The following is a 17,237-nucleotide window of genomic DNA, read 5'->3' as shown; positions in this document are numbered from 1 at the left end:
TTTGATGGCAATTCATGATTTGAAGAGGATGTTTCGCCAATATGTGCTATACTAAACTTGTTATACAGTTAAGTAAACCATTATATTCAATAAGCTAGTTAAGTAAAACAGAGGATTTAATATGAAAAAACGGGCTATTCAAATTTTACTAGCATTGTCCTTAATTTTTTACAAATCAACTTGGTTTTGGGGGCTTTTCAATCACCTCGCAAAGCCCTATCTACCAGCAAGTCGTGAATTTTTTCAGATTCTGCTTTTGATGGAGAGTGGAGTTCTTTTATTAGCGGTCATCTATCTACTAGTTTTTGCAGGAAAGAAGACTTTTCATTTCAAGTGGCAGTTGAGGTACTTTATCTACCTTTTACTGGGCTACATCATTTCGTATATGTCGGACTTCTTCTTGTCTTATTTCATACCCTCGTCTTCAAATCAAATTTCTTTGAATGAAACGATAGAAATGATGGGACGACAGGAATTACCCTATTTCTTGCTCATGGCTTGCTTCATCGGCCCTACTGCTGAGGAATTGATTTATCGCGGTGTGCTTATGACAACCTTTTTCAAAAACTCGCCTTGGTATGGAGATGTCTTGCTTTCTGCTATTATTTTCGGTTATATTCATGTCAATTTTGCTTTAACACCTCTTGCTTTTTTCATTTATGCTAGTGGAGGAGTGATTTTAGCATTGCTCTACCGAAAAACTCACTCTCTCTATTATCCCATTTTGCTCCATATCTTGATTAACATGACTGCTTTTTGGTATTTATGGATCAATCTATTTTTAGCAAGTTAGTACTTATCATTCAATGCCGGAAGATCCGGCATTTTTCTTTTCAACAGATGAGCAAGAATTGATTATTTACAGACTTGGGTGGCTAATCATGGTATAATATATGGTAATGAAAAATTCAAACGAGGCAGAGATGAAATTACTTTATACTGATATTCGAACTTCTTTGACAGAAATTCTAACCAGAGAGGCAGAGGAGCTAGTTGCTGCTGGCAAGCGGGTCTTCTACATCGCTCCCAACTCTCTTTCTTTTGAAAAGGAACGCGCCGTGCTGGAATGCTTGTCCCAGCAGGCTTCTTTTGCGATTACCGTCACGCGCTTTGCTCAAATGGCTCGTTACCTGATCTTGAATGACTTGCCTGCTAAGACCAGTCTAGATGATATCGGTCTTGGAATGGCCTTTTACAAATGCCTTGCCGAACTTGATCCTAAAGATTTACGTGTTTATGGAGCTATCAAGCAGGATCCTCAATTTATCCAGCAGTTGATTGAACTGTATCACGAGATGACCAAGGCTCAAATGAGTTTTTTAGATTTGGAAAGTTTGACTGATGAGGACAAGAGAGCCGATTTGCTCTTGATTTTTGAGAAAGTAACGGCCTATCTCAATCAGGGACAGTTAGCTCAGGGAAGTCAGTTGTCCCATTTGATTGAGGCTATTGAGAATGACAAAGTAAGTAGTGATTTTACTCAAATTGCTTTAGTTATTGATGGATTTACCCGTTTTTCTGCTGAGGAAGAGCGAATTGTGGACCTACTTCATTGCAAGGGTGTTGAGATTGTCATTGGGGTTTATGCTAGTAAGAAAGCTTATACCAGTCCCTTTAGCGAGGGCAATCTCTACCAAGCCAGTGTGGAGTTTCTCCATCATCTAGCCTCTAAATACCAAACTCCTGCTCAGGACTGTTCTCAAACTCATGAAAAGATGGATAGTTTTGACAAGGCCTCTCGTTTGCTGGAGTCTTCTTATGACTTTTCAGAACTCACCTTGGATGTCGATGATGAGGACCGTGAAAACCTGCAAATCTGGTCTTGCTTGACGCAAAAGGAAGAGTTGGAGTTGGTGGCCCGTAGCATTCGTCAGAAATTACATGAGAACTCAGACCTGAGTTACAAGCATTTTCGTATTCTCTTGGGGGATGTAGCTTCTTACCAGTTATCTCTAAAAACCATTTTTGACCAGTATCAGATTCCTTTTTATCTTGGTAGAAGCGAATCCATGGCGCACCATCCTTTGACTCAATTTGTCGAGTCTATTTTGGCTTTGAAACGCTATCGTTTTCGTCAGGAGGATTTGATAAACCTTCTTAGAACAGGTCTGTATACCGATCTTAATCAGGCTGATATTGATGCTTTTGAGCAATATATCCGCTATCTTGGTATCAATGGCTTACCAGCCTTTCAGCAAACCTTCACCAAATCCCACCACGGAAAATTTGATTTGGAACGTTTAAATGCCCTTCGTTTGCGGATTGTAGCACCTCTTGAGACCCTCTTTGCCAGTCGAAAACAAAAGGCTGAAAACCTCTTGCAAAAGTGGAATTCTTTTCTAAAAGAAGGAGCGGTGACCAAGCAGTTGCAAGACTTAACAGCCACCATGGAAGCTCTTGATCAGGAAAGACAGGCCGAAGTTTGGAAGGCCTTCTGTCATGTTTTGGAACAATTTGCTACAGTTTTTGCTGGTTCACAGGTTAGTCTAGAGGACTTCCTAGCCTTGCTTCATTCCGGTATGAGTCTATCTCAGTATCGCACCATTCCAGCGACAGTAGACACCGTTCTGGTGCAGAGTTACGATTTGATTGCGCCCTTAACGGCTGACTTTGTCTATGCCATTGGGCTGACTCAGGACAATTTACCAAAAATCGCGCAGAATACCAGTCTTTTGACAGACGAAGAAAGACAGAGCCTAAACCAAGCGACAGAAGAGGGAGCACAGTTACTGATTGCCAGCAGTGAGAATCTCAAGAAAAATCGCTACACTATGCTTTCCTTGGTTAATTCTGCTCGTAAAGAGTTAATCTTGTCAGCTCCAAGCCTTTTTAATGAAAGTGAAAGTAAGGAATCAGCCTATCTTCAAGAACTGGTCCATTTTGGATTTAGCAGGAAAGAGAAGAGGATGAATCACAAGGGGCTGTCTAAGGAGGATATGGGATCCTATCACAGTCTTTTGTCCAGTCTGGTTTCTTATCACCAGCAGGGCGAGACGAGTGATACTGAGCAAGATTTGACCTTTGTCAAGGTTCTGGCGCGTGTGATGGGTAAAAAACTAGACCAGCAAGGTTTGGAAAATCCAGCCCTTCCAACCAGTCCAACCAGTAAGCAGTTGGCTAAGGACACCTTGCAAGCTCTCTATCCTACTGATCAGGAGTTTTACCTCTCTACCTCTGGTTTGACGGAATTTTATCGCAATGAATACAGTTATTTTCTTCGCTACGTTTTAGGCTTGCAAGAAGAATTACGTTTGCGTCCTGATGCTCGTAGTCACGGAAATTTCTTGCACCGTATCTTTGAACGTGCTTTGCAGTTATCTGATGAAGACCCCTTTGACCGACGTTTAGAACAGGCTATCCAAGAAACCAGTCAAGAACGGGAATTTGAGGCTATTTATCAGGAAAGTTTGGAAGCCCAGTTTACCAAAGAAGTTTTGCTTGATGTTGCACGGACGACTGGTCACATTCTCCGCCATAATCCAGCCATCGAAACCATTAAAGAAGAGGCAAATTTTGGTGGAAAAGAGCAGGCCTTTATTCAATTGGACAATGGTCGCAGTGTCTTTGTACGAGGCAAGGTTGACCGCATTGACCGATTGAAAGCTGATGGAGCGATAGGAGTAGTAGACTACAAATCCAGTTTGACTCAGTTCCAGTTTCCTCATTTCTTTAATGGACTCAATTCTCAACTGCCAACCTACTTAGCTGCCTTAAAAAGAGAAGGGGAGCAGAACTTTTTCGGTGCTATGTACTTGGAAATGGCTGAGCCTGTCCAATCTTTGATGGCCGTTAAAAGTCTGGCAGGTGCAGTAGTAGAAGCCAGCAAGTCTATGAAATACCAAGGACTCTTTTTAGAAAAAGAAAGTAGTCATTTGGGCGAATTTTACAACAAAAACAAGGCTAATCAGCTGACAGATGAGGAATTCCAGCTCCTACTGGACTACAATGCCCATCTTTACAAGAAAGCAGCTGAGAAAATTTTAGCAGGCCAGTTTTCCATTAATCCTTATACAGAAAATGGCAGAAGTATTGCCCCATACGTCCAGCAACACCAAGCCATTACTGGATTTGAAGCTAATTACCATTTGGGACAAGCTCGTTTCCTAGAGAAGTTAGACTTAGCTAACGGCAAGCGTCTGGTCGGAGAAAAGCTTAAGCAAGCTTGGTTTGAAAAAATGAGAGAGGAGTTGAATCGATGAAGCCCATTTTCTTTTTAACTGAGGAAGAAATTCAAAAACTGCAAAAAGCAGAAGCAAGTTCGAGCAAGGCACAAAAGAAAACAGCCGAGCAAATCGAAGCCATCTACACTTCTGGTCAGAATATCCTGGTTTCAGCATCGGCTGGCTCTGGGAAGACTTTTGTCATGGCCGAGCGTATTCTGGACCAATTGGCGCGTGGTGTCGAAATTTCTCAACTCTTTATCTCAACCTTTACCGTTAAGGCTGCGACTGAGCTTAAGGAACGTTTAGAGAAAAAAATCAGCCAACAAATCCAAGAAACGGATGATGTCGAGCTCAAACAACACTTGGGCCGCCAGTTGGCAGACCTACCCAACGCAGCCATCGGAACCATGGACTCTTTCACACAAAAATTCCTTGGCAAACATGGCTATCTGATTGATATTGCGCCTAATTTCCGTATTTTACAAAACCAGAGCGAGCAACTCCTTCTAAAAAACGAAGTCTTTCATGAGGTCTTTGAAGCCCATTACCAAGGAAAACAGAAAGAGACCTTTAGTCATTTGCTGAAAAATTTTGCAGGGCGTGGCAAGGACGAACGGGGGCTACGTCAGCAAGTCTATAAAATCTATGACTTCCTCCAATCCACCAGCAATCCTCAGAAATGGTTAAGTGAATCTTTCCTCAAAGGCTTTGAGAAAGCTGATTTTACCAGTGAAAAAGAAAAACTGACTGAGCAAATCCAGCAAGCCCTTTGGGACTTGGAAAGTTTCTTCCGTTATCATCTGGATAATGATTCCAAGGAATTTGCAAAGGCTGCTTATTTAGAAAATGTTCAGTTGATTCTGGATGAAATTGGCTCATTGAATCAGGAGTCCGATAGTCAGGATTATCAAGCGGTTCTTGCGCGTGTTGTCGCAATTTCGAAAGAGAAAAATGGTCGAGCTCTGACAAATGCCAGTCGTAAGGCTGATTTGAAGCCACTGGCCGATGCCTACAACGAAGAGAGAAAGACCCAGTTTGCTAAACTAGGACAACTAGCAGATCAGATAACGATTCTCGACTATCAAGAACGTTATCATGGAGATACCTGGGAACTAGCTAAAACCTTCCAATCTTTCATGAGTGATTTTGTGGAAGCTTATCGTCAACGTAAGCGCCAGGAAAACGCCTTTGAATTCGCTGATATCAGCCATTACACCATTGAGATTTTAGAGAAATTCCCGCAAGTTCGTGAAGCTTATCAGGAACGTTTCCACGAAGTCATGGTCGATGAGTATCAGGATACCAATCACATTCAAGAACGGATGCTGGAATTGTTGTCTAATAGCCACAATCGCTTTATGGTGGGAGATATCAAGCAATCTATCTATCGTTTCCGTCAGGCAGACCCGCAGATTTTCAATGAGAAATTCCAACGCTATGTGCAAAATCCAAAAGAGGGCAAGCTCATTCTCCTCAAGGAAAATTTCCGTAGCGGTTCAGAAGTGCTGTCAGCAACCAATGATGTTTTTGAGCGTCTTATGGACCAAGAAGTCGGCGAAATCAACTATGATAACATGCACCAGCTTGTCTTTGCCAATACCAAACTGACTCCCAATACAGACAACAAGGCAGAATTTCTCCTCTATGACAAGGACGACACAGATGAGGAAGAAGAGGGGCAGGCAGAAACGAAACTAACAGGCGAAATGCGCTTAGTCATCAAGGAGATTCTGAAACTCCATAAGGAACAAGGTGTTACCTTTAAAGAAATTGCCCTTCTGACCTCAAGTCGCAGTCGTAATGACCAGATTCTTCTCGCCCTGTCTGAGTATGGAATTCCTGTCAAAACTGACGGAGAGCAGAACAATTATCTCCAATCCCTAGAAGTGCAAGTCATGCTAGACACCCTTCGTGTCATTCACAATCCCCTGCAAGACTACGCCTTGGTTGCCCTTATGAAGTCTCCAATGTTTGGTTTTGATGAGGATGAGTTAGCACGTTTGTCCCTTCAGAAAGCAGAGGATAAAGTCCAGGAAAATCTCTATGAGAAACTAGTCAATGCACAAAAACTGGATAGCAGGCAGAAAAACTTGATTCACACTGCTCTAGCTGAGAAACTAAACCAATTCATGGATATCTTGGTTTCTTGGCGCCTGTATGCCAAAACCCACTCCCTATATGACTTGATTTGGAAGATTTATAACGACCGTTTTTATTATGATTATGTGGGGGCTTTACCAAATGGTCTTGCTAGACAGGCTAATCTCTATGCACTAGCTCTACGTGCTGATCAATTTGAAAAGAGCAATTTCAAGGGCTTGTCTCGTTTTATTCGTATGATTGACCAAGTCTTGGAAGCCCAGCACGATCTTGCGAGCGTGGCTGTCGCACCGCCAAAAGATGCAGTAGAGCTCATGACCATTCACAAGAGTAAAGGACTGGAGTTCCCTTACGTTTTTATCCTCAATATGGATCAGGACTTCAATAAGCAAGACAGCATGTCAGAAGTCATTCTCAGCCGTAAAAATGGACTAGGTGTCAAATATATTGCCAAAATGGAGACAGGAGCAGTGGAAGCTCATTATCCTAAAACCATCAAACTCTCCATTCCTAGCCTAACTTATATACAGAATGAAGAGGAATTACAGCTGGCAAGCTATTCTGAGCAGATGCGCCTTCTGTATGTTGCCATGACACGGGCTGAGAAAAAGCTTTATCTTGTCGGCAAGGGTTCGCGTGAAAAGCTGGAATCCAAGGAATACCCAGCAACCAAAAATGGGAAACTAAATAGCAATACTAGACTGCAAGCCAAGAATTTCCAAGATTGGCTTTGGGCTATTAGCAAAGTGTTTGCCAAGGACAATCTCAACTTTAGCTATCGTTTTGTTGGCGAAGACCAGTTGACTAGAGAAGCTATCGGAGAGTTGGAAAACAAGAGCCCTCTACAAGATAGCTCTCAAGCAGACAACCGCCAGTCTGAAACCATCAAAGAAGCTCTGGAAATGCTGAAAGAGGTGGAAGTTTATAATACTCTTCACCGCGCAGCCATTGAGCTTCCTAGTGTTCAAACCCCAAGTCAAATCAAGAAATTCTATGAACCAGTTATGGATATGGAAGGTGTCGAGATTGCAGGTCAAGGCCAGTCAGTAGACAAGAAAATTAGCTTTGAGTTACCAGATTTTTCAACCAAAGAAAAGGTAACAGGAGCTGAGATTGGTAGTGCTACCCACGAACTCATGCAGAGAATTGACCTAAGTCAGCGACCAACCCTTGCTAGCCTGACAGAAACTCTCAAACAAGTTCAAACCAGCCCAGCTGTTAGAGACAAGATCAATCTTGCTAAAATTCTTTCATTCTTTGACACAGCACTTGGTCAAGAAATTCTTGCTAATACAGACCATCTTTATCGCGAGCAACCTTTCTCCATGCTCAAACGAGATCAAAAGAGTCAGGAAGACTTCGTTGTCCGTGGAATCTTGGACGGCTATCTGCTTTATGAGGATCGTATCGTTCTTTTCGACTACAAGACAGACCGCTATGACGAGCCAAGTCAACTCATAGACCGCTATCGTGGTCAATTAGCCCTTTATGGAGAGGCTTTATCACGAGCCTATTTGATTGAAAATATTGAAAAATACTTGATTTTACTCGGTAAAGACGAGGTTCAAGTTGTAAAAGTATAATCTAGAAAGGAGACCTCATGACACTTCCAGTTAGAAAATCCCTGCACGATGCGGTTTTACAGGCTTCAAAAGCCGATACTTGGGAACAGGCTACCAAGGAATGGAATGAAGTTTCCTTGATTTTTAATGGTATCGGCCGTAGCAATTGTGTTTGTGGGAATGCTATCAAATACGCCTACGAACTCTTTAACGGTGTCACAGGCCAACGCCTCTTTCCAATCGGCAGCGATTGTGTTCGTCATTTTCATCGATTGTCCCTTGACCAGCAACTAGAAGAGGAAGAAAAATTACTCAGAAAGGTTGAAAATCTTACCAGAAAAGCCCAGAAAAAGGAAAAAATCAAGGTCAATAAAAGTGACTTTGACGAGCGACTTCTAAAATGGCTCTGGGAAAAAGGCGTTTTCAAGCCTAATCGTGGCAATCAGTTCGCACCTGAGAGAGACTACCAACTCTTCCTAGAAGTCTTTCAAGGAGGAAATTGGACCAAGGCTGAGCCAAAGAAGAAGGCTCGCATGGAAGAAGTCCTTGAAAAATGCATTAAGCCCTTTTTACTTGGAAAACCGGATGATCAACTCTACCTTGTCAAGCTAGGCAAGGAGAAAATTGACTACGAACAAGAACTCCGTATCCAGGCAGAGAAAGAGCGCAAGAAGAGGGATAAAATCGCCAAGCAATATGCAGACAATCTGGTCCTAGCCATGGGACCAGCAGAGCGGGCTTATCAAGACTACTTTGGCTTTACAGAAACCCTAACCCAAGAAGAACGCAAGTGGGAAAAAATACTTTTTGGTAAAAATCGAACAGAACGGGCTATCAAGGCTAAACAATACCAAAAAGAGCTGGAAAAAGACCAACGAATTGCGAGTCAGGATCCAATTGAAAGAAAGCAGAAGCAGACCTGGCTCCTCAATTCCTATTTTCGTGAGCTTCCTGAAGAAAAAGCCCGATTTTCTAGGCTCTTATTAGAACATCGAAAAAGTGGAGAAGTGCCATTTTCAACTGAATATCTGTCAGACCATCTGCTCGACTTTTTCTATAAAATGAAAGCCTTTGAGTTTGAAATCGCACCAGAACAAGTTCGAGATTTTCTAAAAGAAAGCCTTCAAACAGAGCATCTCTCCTCAGCACAAGAAAGCTGGATAGAAGGAATTTTGACAAATTGTATAGTCCCATTTTTATCTCGAATACTCATCTAAAACTAAATATATAAGTCTTAGAATTTTATATAAAGTTAATATATAAATTAAGTGAATTTGAAATCAGCCTTCCTTTATAAAGTAGCTATTACAAATAAAAGCTTGTGCAAAAAAGAATAATTTATGATAGAATAGAGGATAAGAAAGAAAACGTTTTTACAGTTTCTTCAATCCGAAGGAGATATATTATGGCCACTATTCAATGGTTTCCTGGTCACATGTCTAAAGCTCGTCGACAGGTGCAGGAAAATTTAAAATTTGTTGATTTTGTAACGATTTTGGTGGATGCACGCTTACCTCTATCTAGTCAAAACCCTATGTTGACCAAAATCGTTGGTGATAAACCAAAACTCTTGATTTTAAATAAGGCGGACTTGGCTGACCCAGCAATGACCAAGGAATGGCGTCAGTATTTTGAATCACAAGGAATCCAAACTCTGGCTATCAACTCCAAAGAGCAAGTGACTGTAAAAGTTGTAACAGATGCCGCTAAGAAACTCATGGCGGATAAGATTACACGCCAGAAGGAACGCGGTATCAAGATTGAAACCTTGCGTACTATGATTATCGGGATTCCAAATGCTGGTAAATCAACTCTCATGAACCGTTTGGCTGGTAAGAGAATTGCTGTTGTCGGCAACAAGCCTGGTGTGACCAAAGGTCAACAATGGCTCAAAACGAACAAAGACTTGGAAATCTTAGATACGCCAGGGATTCTTTGGCCTAAGTTTGAAGATGAAACTGTTGCGCTTAAGTTAGCCTTAACGGGAGCTATTAAAGACCAGTTGCTTCCTATGGATGAGGTGACCATTTTTGGCCTCAATTATTTCAAAGAACATTATCCGGAAAAGCTGGCTGAACGCTTCAAACAAATGAAAATTGAAGAAGAAGCGCCTGTTATTATTATGGACATGACCCGCGCCCTCGGTTTCCGTGACGACTATGACCGTTTTTATAGTCTCTTCGTGAAGGAAGTCCGTGATGGCAAACTCGGTAACTATACCTTAGATACATTGGAAGACCTCGATGGCGACGATTAAAGAAATCAAAGAACTCCTTGCAACGGTCAAGGACCTTGATAGCCCTATTTTTTTAGAGCTTGAAAAGGATAATCGTTCTGGAGTTAAAAAGGAAATCAGCAAGCGTAAAAAAGCCATTCAGGCTGAATTGGATGAGGATCTTCGTTTGGAATCCATGCTTTCCTATGAAAAAGAACTGAACAAGCAAGGATTGACCTTAATTGCTGGTGTTGATGAGGTAGGTCGTGGTCCTCTGGCTGGGCCTGTAGTCGCTGCAGCTGTTATTTTACCTCAAAATTGTAAAATTAAAGGCCTCAATGACAGCAAGAAAATTCCTAAAAAGAAACATCTGGAGATTTTCCAAGCAGTTCAAGACCAAGCTTTATCAATCGGCATTGGTATCATAGATAATCAGGTCATCGACCAAGTCAATATCTATGAAGCAACCAAACTAGCCATGCAGGAAGCAATTTCCCAGCTCAGTCCTCAACCTGAGCACCTTTTGATCGATGCCATGAAACTGGATTTACCAATTTCACAAACATCTATCATCAAAGGAGATGCTAATTCCCTTTCAATTGCAGCAGCTTCTATAGTAGCCAAGGTGACACGTGATGAATTGATGAGGGAATACGATCAGCAATTTCCTGGCTATGACTTTGCTACTAATGCAGGATATGGAACTGCTAAACACCTGGAAGGCCTCACAAAACTAGGAGTTACCCCAATTCACCGAACCAGCTTTGAACCCGTTAAATCACTGGTTTTAGGAGAAAAAGAAAGTTAAGTTAGAAGGAATGATTATGGAGGAACAGTCAGAAACACTCAGTTCCAAGAAAGAATTTGCCTTTGCCTCAAGCACCATATTATCCCAAGTTGGACGAGGAATCATCGTCGGTCTTGTCGTTGGGATCATCGTTGGATCTTTTCGATTTTCAATCGAAAAAGGCTTCCACCTAATACAAGGACTTTATCAAGATCAAGCGCACCTAGTGCGCAATCTTCTTATCATTGGTCTATTTTATTTAATAGTTTGTTGGCTCAGTGCGAAATTAACTCGATCAGAAAAAGACATCAAAGGCTCAGGAATTCCTCAAGTCGAAGCTGAATTAAAGGGACTCATGACCCTCAACTGGTGGGGTGTTCTTTGGAAAAAATATGTTCTAGGAATTCTTGCAATTGCCAGCGGACTCATGCTGGGGCGTGAAGGACCAAGTATTCAACTTGGAGCTGTCGGCGGTAAAGGAATTGCTAAGTGGCTCAAATCCAGTCCAGTTGAGGAACGTTCCCTTATTGCAAGTGGAGCTGCAGCAGGATTAGCCGCAGCCTTTAATGCTCCTATTGCAGGACTTCTCTTTGTGGTAGAAGAAGTTTATCACCATTTTTCACGCTTTTTCTGGGTATCTACTCTCGCAGCTAGTCTCGTAGCAAACTTTGTCTCACTACTCATATTTGGCTTAACACCCGTACTGGACATGCCAGACAACATCCCACTCATGACCCTAGACCAGTATTGGATTTACCTCCTTATGGGAGTTTTTCTTGGACTATCTGGTTTTCTCTATGAGAAAGCTGTGCTCAATGTTGGTAGAGTTTATGACTGGCTTGGTCAAAAAATCCGTTTGGATAGAGCTTATTATCCAATTCTGGCTTTCATTCTTATCATCCCAGTCGGAATCTTCTTACCCCAAATCCTTGGTGGTGGAAATCAGCTGGTTCTTTCCCTAACTGAGCAAGATTTTAGTTTCCAAGTCCTACTAGCTTACTTTCTGATTCGTTTTGTTTGGAGTATGATTAGTTATGGAAGTGGCCTTCCAGGAGGTATTTTCCTACCAATTTTGGCGCTTGGGTCCTTACTTGGTGCCCTAGTTGGTGTTATTTGTGTCAATCTTGAACTTGTCAATCAAGAGCAATTCCCTATATTTGTCATTCTAGGAATGAGTGGCTATTTTGGAGCCATATCCAAGGCTCCCTTAACTGCTATGATTCTCGTAACTGAGATGGTAGGAGATATTCGCAACCTCATGCCACTTGGATTAGTGACCTTGGTTGCCTATATTATCATGGATCTACTCAAGGGGGCACCAGTCTATGAGGCTATGTTGGAAAAAATGCTGCCAGAAGAAGCGACAGATGAAGGAGAAGTCACTCTCATTGAAATCCCTGTTTCAGATAAAATAGCAGGAAAACAAGTACACGAACTCAACTTGCCACATAACGTACTCATCACCACCCAAGTCCATAATGGCAAGAGCCAAACCGTTAACGGCTCAACCAGAATGTATCTGGGTGATATGATTCACCTAGTTATTCCAAAAAGTGAAATTGGGAAAGTCAAAGATTTGTTATTGTAGAAGTTTTTACATAATTTATGTTATGTGGAAACGAATTTCTTAATTAAATACACTAGAAAACCGATTCTCAGCAATGAGGTCGGTTTTTTCTTGTTAGAAATATTATAATATATTATAAAAAATGATTAAGTTATTCTAGGTTATAGTATAATGAGAAAAGGAGGAAAGCTTAAATGAGTAATTCTGGCATCAAAAAAAGTCATAAATGGCTACTAATCGTTTTGTTACTCGCAATCATCACAGCTGGAGGTGTTTTTATGTTTTCTATGTTAGGGAAATCTCAAGAAGAACGTCGAAATAGAGAGTACGAAGTTAGTTTGGTAAATGCTTTAAAAAATTCTTACGACGGGATAGAAGAGATCAAAATTTCCAATCCAGAATATACAACCCCTCCGGGAGACTGGTCTTGTGATGTAAATATTCTATTTTCAGATAAAGTAAAAATAGAATATCGTGTAGGCCACTCTTTAAATGATGTTGAAAATTATAATGGTTTTATTAATGGAAAAACAAATAAAGAAATAAACGACCAGTGGGAAATATTGAATTCTCATAAAGGGAAAACAACATCTTTAGTTACTATATATTATTCGGATAAAGAAAAAGGAGCACAGTAGTGGTTTTCACTTATACAGATAAACAACTTAATGAATTAAATCAAGGAAAAAATGTTTATAGTTCCAATCCAGAATACGCCAAGCGAAAGGGTTACAAAATTGTTACTCCTTCGCCTAAAAATAAAGGTGAAACAAACACCATAATATCCGATGGTCAAGAATTCCGTGTCATTGCGACTAAGTCTGACATTGAAACAGGTTTTGATGGACTGGCGGTTGCACCTATTGTGAACGGCAAACCAGATTATAAAAATGTAGCCGTGATTGCTGCAGGGACGGATCCAGGGAGTCCTACTAAGATTGACATTTCTACAGCTCTGGTAGAAAGAGATACATCTTTGTCACCCCAATATTTTGTAGCGGACCGTTTCGTAAAAGAAATCATGGACGATCCCAGATATGAAGTTAGTCATCTATCGGGTTATTCACAAGGCTCTTATATGCTAAAGGTAGGAGCTAAATACCACATCCCTACGACAACCTTCAATGCCTGGTTTTATTATCTTTCACTTTCTAATGACGAAAAAGCATTCATAGACAAAAATCCAGCTATGTTTATTGATTATCGTAGAAAGTCTGATAATGTTGTCGTTATCAATGATTTCAATCACCCCGAATGGTTTAATAAGTCTCTCTTAAAAATGCCTGATACAATATACTGGCTGGACGGAACTAGCCACAATATCGATGATTGGGAGTTTGATCCTGTAACAGGTCAAGTTGTTGATGGTAAAGGTGGAAAACCCTTAATTAGTGGTGTTTATCGAGCTTATGCCAACAGTCTCCGAGGAATGGCTCATTACAAGGACTTGAAATCAAAATGGTCATCAGGTGGCATTAGTAGCTCTGAGGAAATATACTTAGATGCAGTTCAAGGTTCTATCTTATCATCATCTATGGCTACAGCAGCAAGAACTGGAGCTGATGAAGTGAGCGCCTTAGCCAAGATTGCTAACCAAGAATTACAAGAAATTTGGTCAAAAATCGATTTTACAAGCTACACAGCCTTGACTCCCTATGAAGTTGAAACCCTTTTTGCTAGCCAAGGTATCACTCAAGCACAGTTTATCGATACTTTTCAGGCAGAAACGGATCAAATAGTCGCTAAGATGAATGCTTCCGCCCAAGAATTCGAAAATTTGGATAAACAATTACAGGAAGTCATCGAAAAAACAGTGGCAACAGACACACAATTTGCTAAGGAGTTCAAACAATGGAAAGCAGAGATGTAAAATGGGATGCCATTAGACAAAAAGAGAGGGAAATTCTTAACCTCGAAGAACAATACTATCTGGAAAAGAAAAAGTTAGAGAAAAAGACACTAGAATTAGAGGAACGTGCTGCAAGATTAGAAAAGATCATGAACGAAGAAGCTGATAAAATGTACCTAGTATTAAGAAAGTTTTCATCACCAGCTGATTGTGTTAGAGAGTACTTTACAGACATAGAAAATTTGAGATATCATTCTAACCAAGTTTATAGAACTAATGAAATAAAACTGGAAGAAGAAAAAGAAAAAATAGATAAAGAATTTCGACAAAGAAAAAATATCTTAGATGAAGAATATCAAAAACTAAGGAGAAATTATGCAAGCACCAATGAATGAGTACTATACTGATGAAGAATACCAATACGCTCTAAAACAAATGTATCGCATGATGGAAAGAAATCATATCCTGGCTCAATGCCAATTGGCAAAGACCGCTAAAAATCAAATAAAAGAAAGTTTTGACCAAAAATCGAAAACAATTGCAAAAGATACTAAAGCAACAATAACAAGTATTAACAGCCAAATGGACACTGCAATACCAGGAAAAGTCCGCAAGAGTCTTGAAACAAAAATACCTAATATGTTAGTCAAGTATGATGATGTATAAAGAAGAATTTTTCGTATGGTTATATAGTTTTCTTTGCATCTATGTCCTCTATAACATCTTTCCGAAAAACTATAATTTTCTTGAAAAATAAATAAGTCTATGCTATACTACTAGTAGACTTACTTTATGGAGAAAATACATGAAACGTGAGATTTTACTAGGACGAATCGACAAACTAAAACAAGCCATGCCCTGGTATGTTCTGGAATACTATCAATCTAAGCTGGCTGTACCCTACAGTTTTACAACCTTGTACGAATACCTCAAGGAATACGATCGATTTTTTAGCTGGGTTTTGGAGTCTGGTATTTCAAACGCCGATAAAATGTCTGATATTCCTTTATCTGTCTTGGAAAATATGTCTAAGAAAGATATGGAATCCTTTATCCTTTACCTACGTGAACGACCTTTGCTGAATGCCAATACAACCAAGCAAGGTGTTTCACAGACAACTATCAATCGGACCTTGTCAGCACTTTCTAGTCTTTACAAGTATTTGACTGAAGAGGTTGAAAACGACCAGGGAGAACCTTATTTTTATCGTAATGTAATGAAAAAAGTTTCAACCAAAAAAAAGAAAGAAACACTTGCTGCCAGAGCTGAAAACATCAAGCAAAAGCTCTTTTTAGGTGATGAAACAGAAGGTTTTCTAACTTATATTGACCAAGAGTACCCACAACAGCTCTCAAATCGTGCCTTATCCTCCTTTAATAAAAATAAAGAACGTGATTTGGCCATTATTGCCCTTCTCTTGGCGTCTGGTGTCCGCTTATCTGAAGCTGTTAATTTAGATCTAAGGGATCTCAACCTCAAAATGATGGTTATTGACGTTACAAGAAAAGGTGGCAAACGTGACTCGGTCAATGTCGCTGCCTTTGCTAAGCCTTATTTAGAGAATTATTTGGCCATTCGAAATCAACGCTATAAGACGGAAAAAACAGATACAGCCCTTTTTTTGACTCTCTACAGAGGAGTTCCTAATCGTATCGATGCTTCCAGCGTTGAGAAAATGGTTGCTAAGTACTCTGAGGACTTCAAAGTCCGTGTAACACCCCATAAACTACGACATACCCTAGCAACCAGGCTCTATGATGCCACTAAATCGCAAGTTTTGGTCAGTCACCAGCTAGGACATGCCAGCACACAAGTCACTGACCTCTATACCCATATCGTTAATGATGAACAAAAGAATGCTCTAGACAGTTTATAAAATACATAAAATAAATTATGTAATATATGGTTTTTAAAAAAGAAGCTGGTCCTACAACCAACTTCTTTTTGATTTATCCAACTACCGCTTCAGCGATTTCTTCACGGCTAATACCAGCGAAATAGCGTGTGATATCAATGGTTTCTAACGCCTTAAGGACATCTTCGCGTTCGTATTTCACCCCACGAAGGACATCTTCTACTGCAGCAACATCTTCAATACCAAAGAAGTCACCGTAAATCTTGATGTCTTGGATTTTTGATTCGAGAACATTAGCAAAGACTTCCACCTTACCACTAGTGAATTTTGTTCCACGACGGACGTTAAATTCAGGTGATTTACCATAGTTCCAGTCCCAAGTTCCAAACTTAGTATCTTTGATACGGTTAATTTCAGCTAGTTCTTCCTCAGAAAAAACGTATTCTGTCATCTCTGGATACTCTTTTTTCATGTATTCCAAGAGTAAGTCACGGAATTCTTCGACTGTGATTTTTTCTGGTAATTCATTGATAATATTGGTTACACGAGCACGAACCGATTTCACACCTTTTGATTCAAATTTATCTTTTGAAACCTTAAGGGCATTTGCTAGGACTGACAAATCAACGTCAAAGAGCAAGCAACCATGGTGCATGATACGACCGTTGATATAGGCTTGAGCATTGCCACAGAATTTCTTTCCATCAATCTCAAGGTCATTACGGCCTGTGAACTCAGCTTTAACCCCAAGTTGAGCCAAAGTATTGATAACTGGAGTTGAAAAACTCTTGAAGTCAAAAGCTTTGTTTTCATCTTCTTTTGAGATGATCGTGTAGTTGAGGTTATTTAAATCGTGGTAAACAGCTCCACCACCGCTGATACGGCGAACTACCTCGATGCCATTTTCGCGAACATAATCACGGTTGATTTCTTCGATGGTATTCTGGTGACGACCAACAATGATAGATGGCTTGTTAATCCAAAGTAGGAAAATTTGATCCTCATCCAAAAGGTGTTTAAAGGCGTATTCTTCCAAGGCAATATTAAAGGCAGTGTCGTTTGAATGATTGATAATGTATTTCATGATATCCCTTTATACGATAGAGACTGGAAAACACCTTTCCAGTCTAATCTATCTT

The 17,237-nt window shown here is 40.4% G+C and carries 13 protein-coding genes; 12 read left to right on the top strand and 1 reads right to left on the bottom strand.

Annotated features, from left to right (window positions below; all coding sequences use genetic code 11):
• Positions 1 to 121 precede the first annotated feature (121 nt).
• The 12 genes from B7697_RS00770 to xerS all read left to right on the top strand — a co-directional run bounded on the left by B7697_RS00770 (position 122) and on the right by xerS (position 16,119).
• Entirely contained in the window at positions 122 to 793 is a 672-nt protein-coding gene (locus B7697_RS00770) for a CPBP family intramembrane glutamic endopeptidase (RefSeq protein WP_084949850.1), read from the top strand.
• 130 nt (positions 794 to 923) lie between these two features.
• Positions 924 to 4,199, top strand: coding sequence for an ATP-dependent nuclease subunit B (gene rexB / locus B7697_RS00765; protein ID WP_084949876.1), 3,276 nt, complete (start codon positions 924 to 926; stop codon positions 4,197 to 4,199).
• Complete coding sequence (gene addA, locus B7697_RS00760; protein WP_084949849.1) at positions 4,196 to 7,846, top strand: helicase-exonuclease AddAB subunit AddA; 3,651 nt, start codon at positions 4,196 to 4,198, stop codon at positions 7,844 to 7,846. The genes rexB and addA overlap by 4 nt, the downstream gene beginning before the upstream one ends.
• Positions 7,847 to 7,863: 17 nt before the next feature.
• Positions 7,864 to 9,042: a hypothetical protein gene (locus B7697_RS00755; protein WP_084949847.1), complete on the top strand. Its 1,179-nt coding sequence runs from the start codon at positions 7,864 to 7,866 to the stop codon at positions 9,040 to 9,042.
• A 188-nt stretch (positions 9,043 to 9,230) separates the two neighbouring features.
• Positions 9,231 to 10,082, top strand: a complete 852-nt coding sequence (gene ylqF / locus B7697_RS00750) for a ribosome biogenesis GTPase YlqF (protein WP_084949846.1) — start codon at positions 9,231 to 9,233, stop codon at positions 10,080 to 10,082.
• Positions 10,069 to 10,848, top strand: a complete 780-nt coding sequence (locus B7697_RS00745; RefSeq protein WP_084949844.1) for a ribonuclease HII — start codon at positions 10,069 to 10,071, stop codon at positions 10,846 to 10,848. The genes ylqF and B7697_RS00745 overlap by 14 nt, the downstream gene beginning before the upstream one ends.
• A gap of 16 nt (positions 10,849 to 10,864) precedes the next feature.
• Positions 10,865 to 12,415, top strand: a complete 1,551-nt coding sequence (locus B7697_RS00740) for a ClC family H(+)/Cl(-) exchange transporter (RefSeq protein WP_084949842.1) — start codon at positions 10,865 to 10,867, stop codon at positions 12,413 to 12,415.
• Positions 12,416 to 12,588: 173 nt separating this feature from the next.
• Positions 12,589 to 13,032, top strand: a complete 444-nt coding sequence (locus B7697_RS00735) for a hypothetical protein (RefSeq protein ID WP_192851453.1) — start codon at positions 12,589 to 12,591, stop codon at positions 13,030 to 13,032.
• On the top strand, positions 13,032 to 14,264 hold the full coding sequence (locus B7697_RS00730; protein ID WP_084949840.1) for a hypothetical protein: 1,233 nt from the start codon (positions 13,032 to 13,034) through the stop codon (positions 14,262 to 14,264). The genes B7697_RS00735 and B7697_RS00730 overlap by 1 nt, the downstream gene beginning before the upstream one ends.
• The gene (locus B7697_RS00725) at positions 14,246 to 14,638 is read left to right on the top strand and encodes a hypothetical protein (RefSeq protein ID WP_084949838.1); all 393 of its coding nucleotides are present in this window, start codon (positions 14,246 to 14,248) and stop codon (positions 14,636 to 14,638) included. The genes B7697_RS00730 and B7697_RS00725 overlap by 19 nt, the downstream gene beginning before the upstream one ends.
• Positions 14,619 to 14,909: a hypothetical protein gene (locus tag B7697_RS00720; protein WP_192851452.1), complete on the top strand. Its 291-nt coding sequence runs from the start codon at positions 14,619 to 14,621 to the stop codon at positions 14,907 to 14,909. The genes B7697_RS00725 and B7697_RS00720 overlap by 20 nt, the downstream gene beginning before the upstream one ends.
• A gap of 139 nt (positions 14,910 to 15,048) precedes the next feature.
• Positions 15,049 to 16,119: a tyrosine recombinase XerS gene (xerS, locus tag B7697_RS00715; protein ID WP_084949836.1), complete on the top strand. Its 1,071-nt coding sequence runs from the start codon at positions 15,049 to 15,051 to the stop codon at positions 16,117 to 16,119.
• A gap of 73 nt (positions 16,120 to 16,192) precedes the next feature.
• On the opposite strand, the gene B7697_RS00710 is transcribed toward xerS, so the two are convergent.
• Positions 16,193 to 17,182, bottom strand: a complete 990-nt coding sequence (locus tag B7697_RS00710) for a lipoate--protein ligase (protein WP_000873983.1) — start codon at positions 17,180 to 17,182, stop codon at positions 16,193 to 16,195.
• Positions 17,183 to 17,237 lie beyond the last annotated feature (55 nt).

The sequence above is a fragment of the Streptococcus mitis genome, from assembly GCF_002096895.1.
In the GTDB taxonomy this organism is placed as follows: Bacteria; Bacillota; Bacilli; order Lactobacillales; family Streptococcaceae; genus Streptococcus; species Streptococcus mitis_AH.
The sequence above is the reverse complement of the archived record's forward strand: the minus strand, read 5'-3'. Positions and strand labels throughout refer to the sequence as shown.

Coding starts and splice junctions, on each gene's coding strand:
- B7697_RS00770 (WP_084949850.1), top strand. CDS start 122: ATGAAAAAACGGGCTATTCAAATTTTACTAGCATTGTCCTTAATTTTT.
- rexB (WP_084949876.1), top strand. CDS start 924: ATGAAATTACTTTATACTGATATTCGAACTTCTTTGACAGAAATTCTA.
- addA (WP_084949849.1), top strand. CDS start 4,196: ATGAAGCCCATTTTCTTTTTAACTGAGGAAGAAATTCAAAAACTGCAA.
- B7697_RS00755 (WP_084949847.1), top strand. CDS start 7,864: ATGACACTTCCAGTTAGAAAATCCCTGCACGATGCGGTTTTACAGGCT.
- ylqF (WP_084949846.1), top strand. CDS start 9,231: ATGGCCACTATTCAATGGTTTCCTGGTCACATGTCTAAAGCTCGTCGA.
- B7697_RS00745 (WP_084949844.1), top strand. CDS start 10,069: ATGGCGACGATTAAAGAAATCAAAGAACTCCTTGCAACGGTCAAGGAC.
- B7697_RS00740 (WP_084949842.1), top strand. CDS start 10,865: ATGGAGGAACAGTCAGAAACACTCAGTTCCAAGAAAGAATTTGCCTTT.
- B7697_RS00735 (WP_192851453.1), top strand. CDS start 12,589: ATGAGTAATTCTGGCATCAAAAAAAGTCATAAATGGCTACTAATCGTT.
- B7697_RS00725 (WP_084949838.1), top strand. CDS start 14,246: ATGGAAAGCAGAGATGTAAAATGGGATGCCATTAGACAAAAAGAGAGG.
- B7697_RS00720 (WP_192851452.1), top strand. CDS start 14,619: ATGCAAGCACCAATGAATGAGTACTATACTGATGAAGAATACCAATAC.
- xerS (WP_084949836.1), top strand. CDS start 15,049: ATGAAACGTGAGATTTTACTAGGACGAATCGACAAACTAAAACAAGCC.
- B7697_RS00710 (WP_000873983.1), bottom strand. CDS start 17,182: ATGAAATACATTATCAATCATTCAAACGACACTGCCTTTAATATTGCC.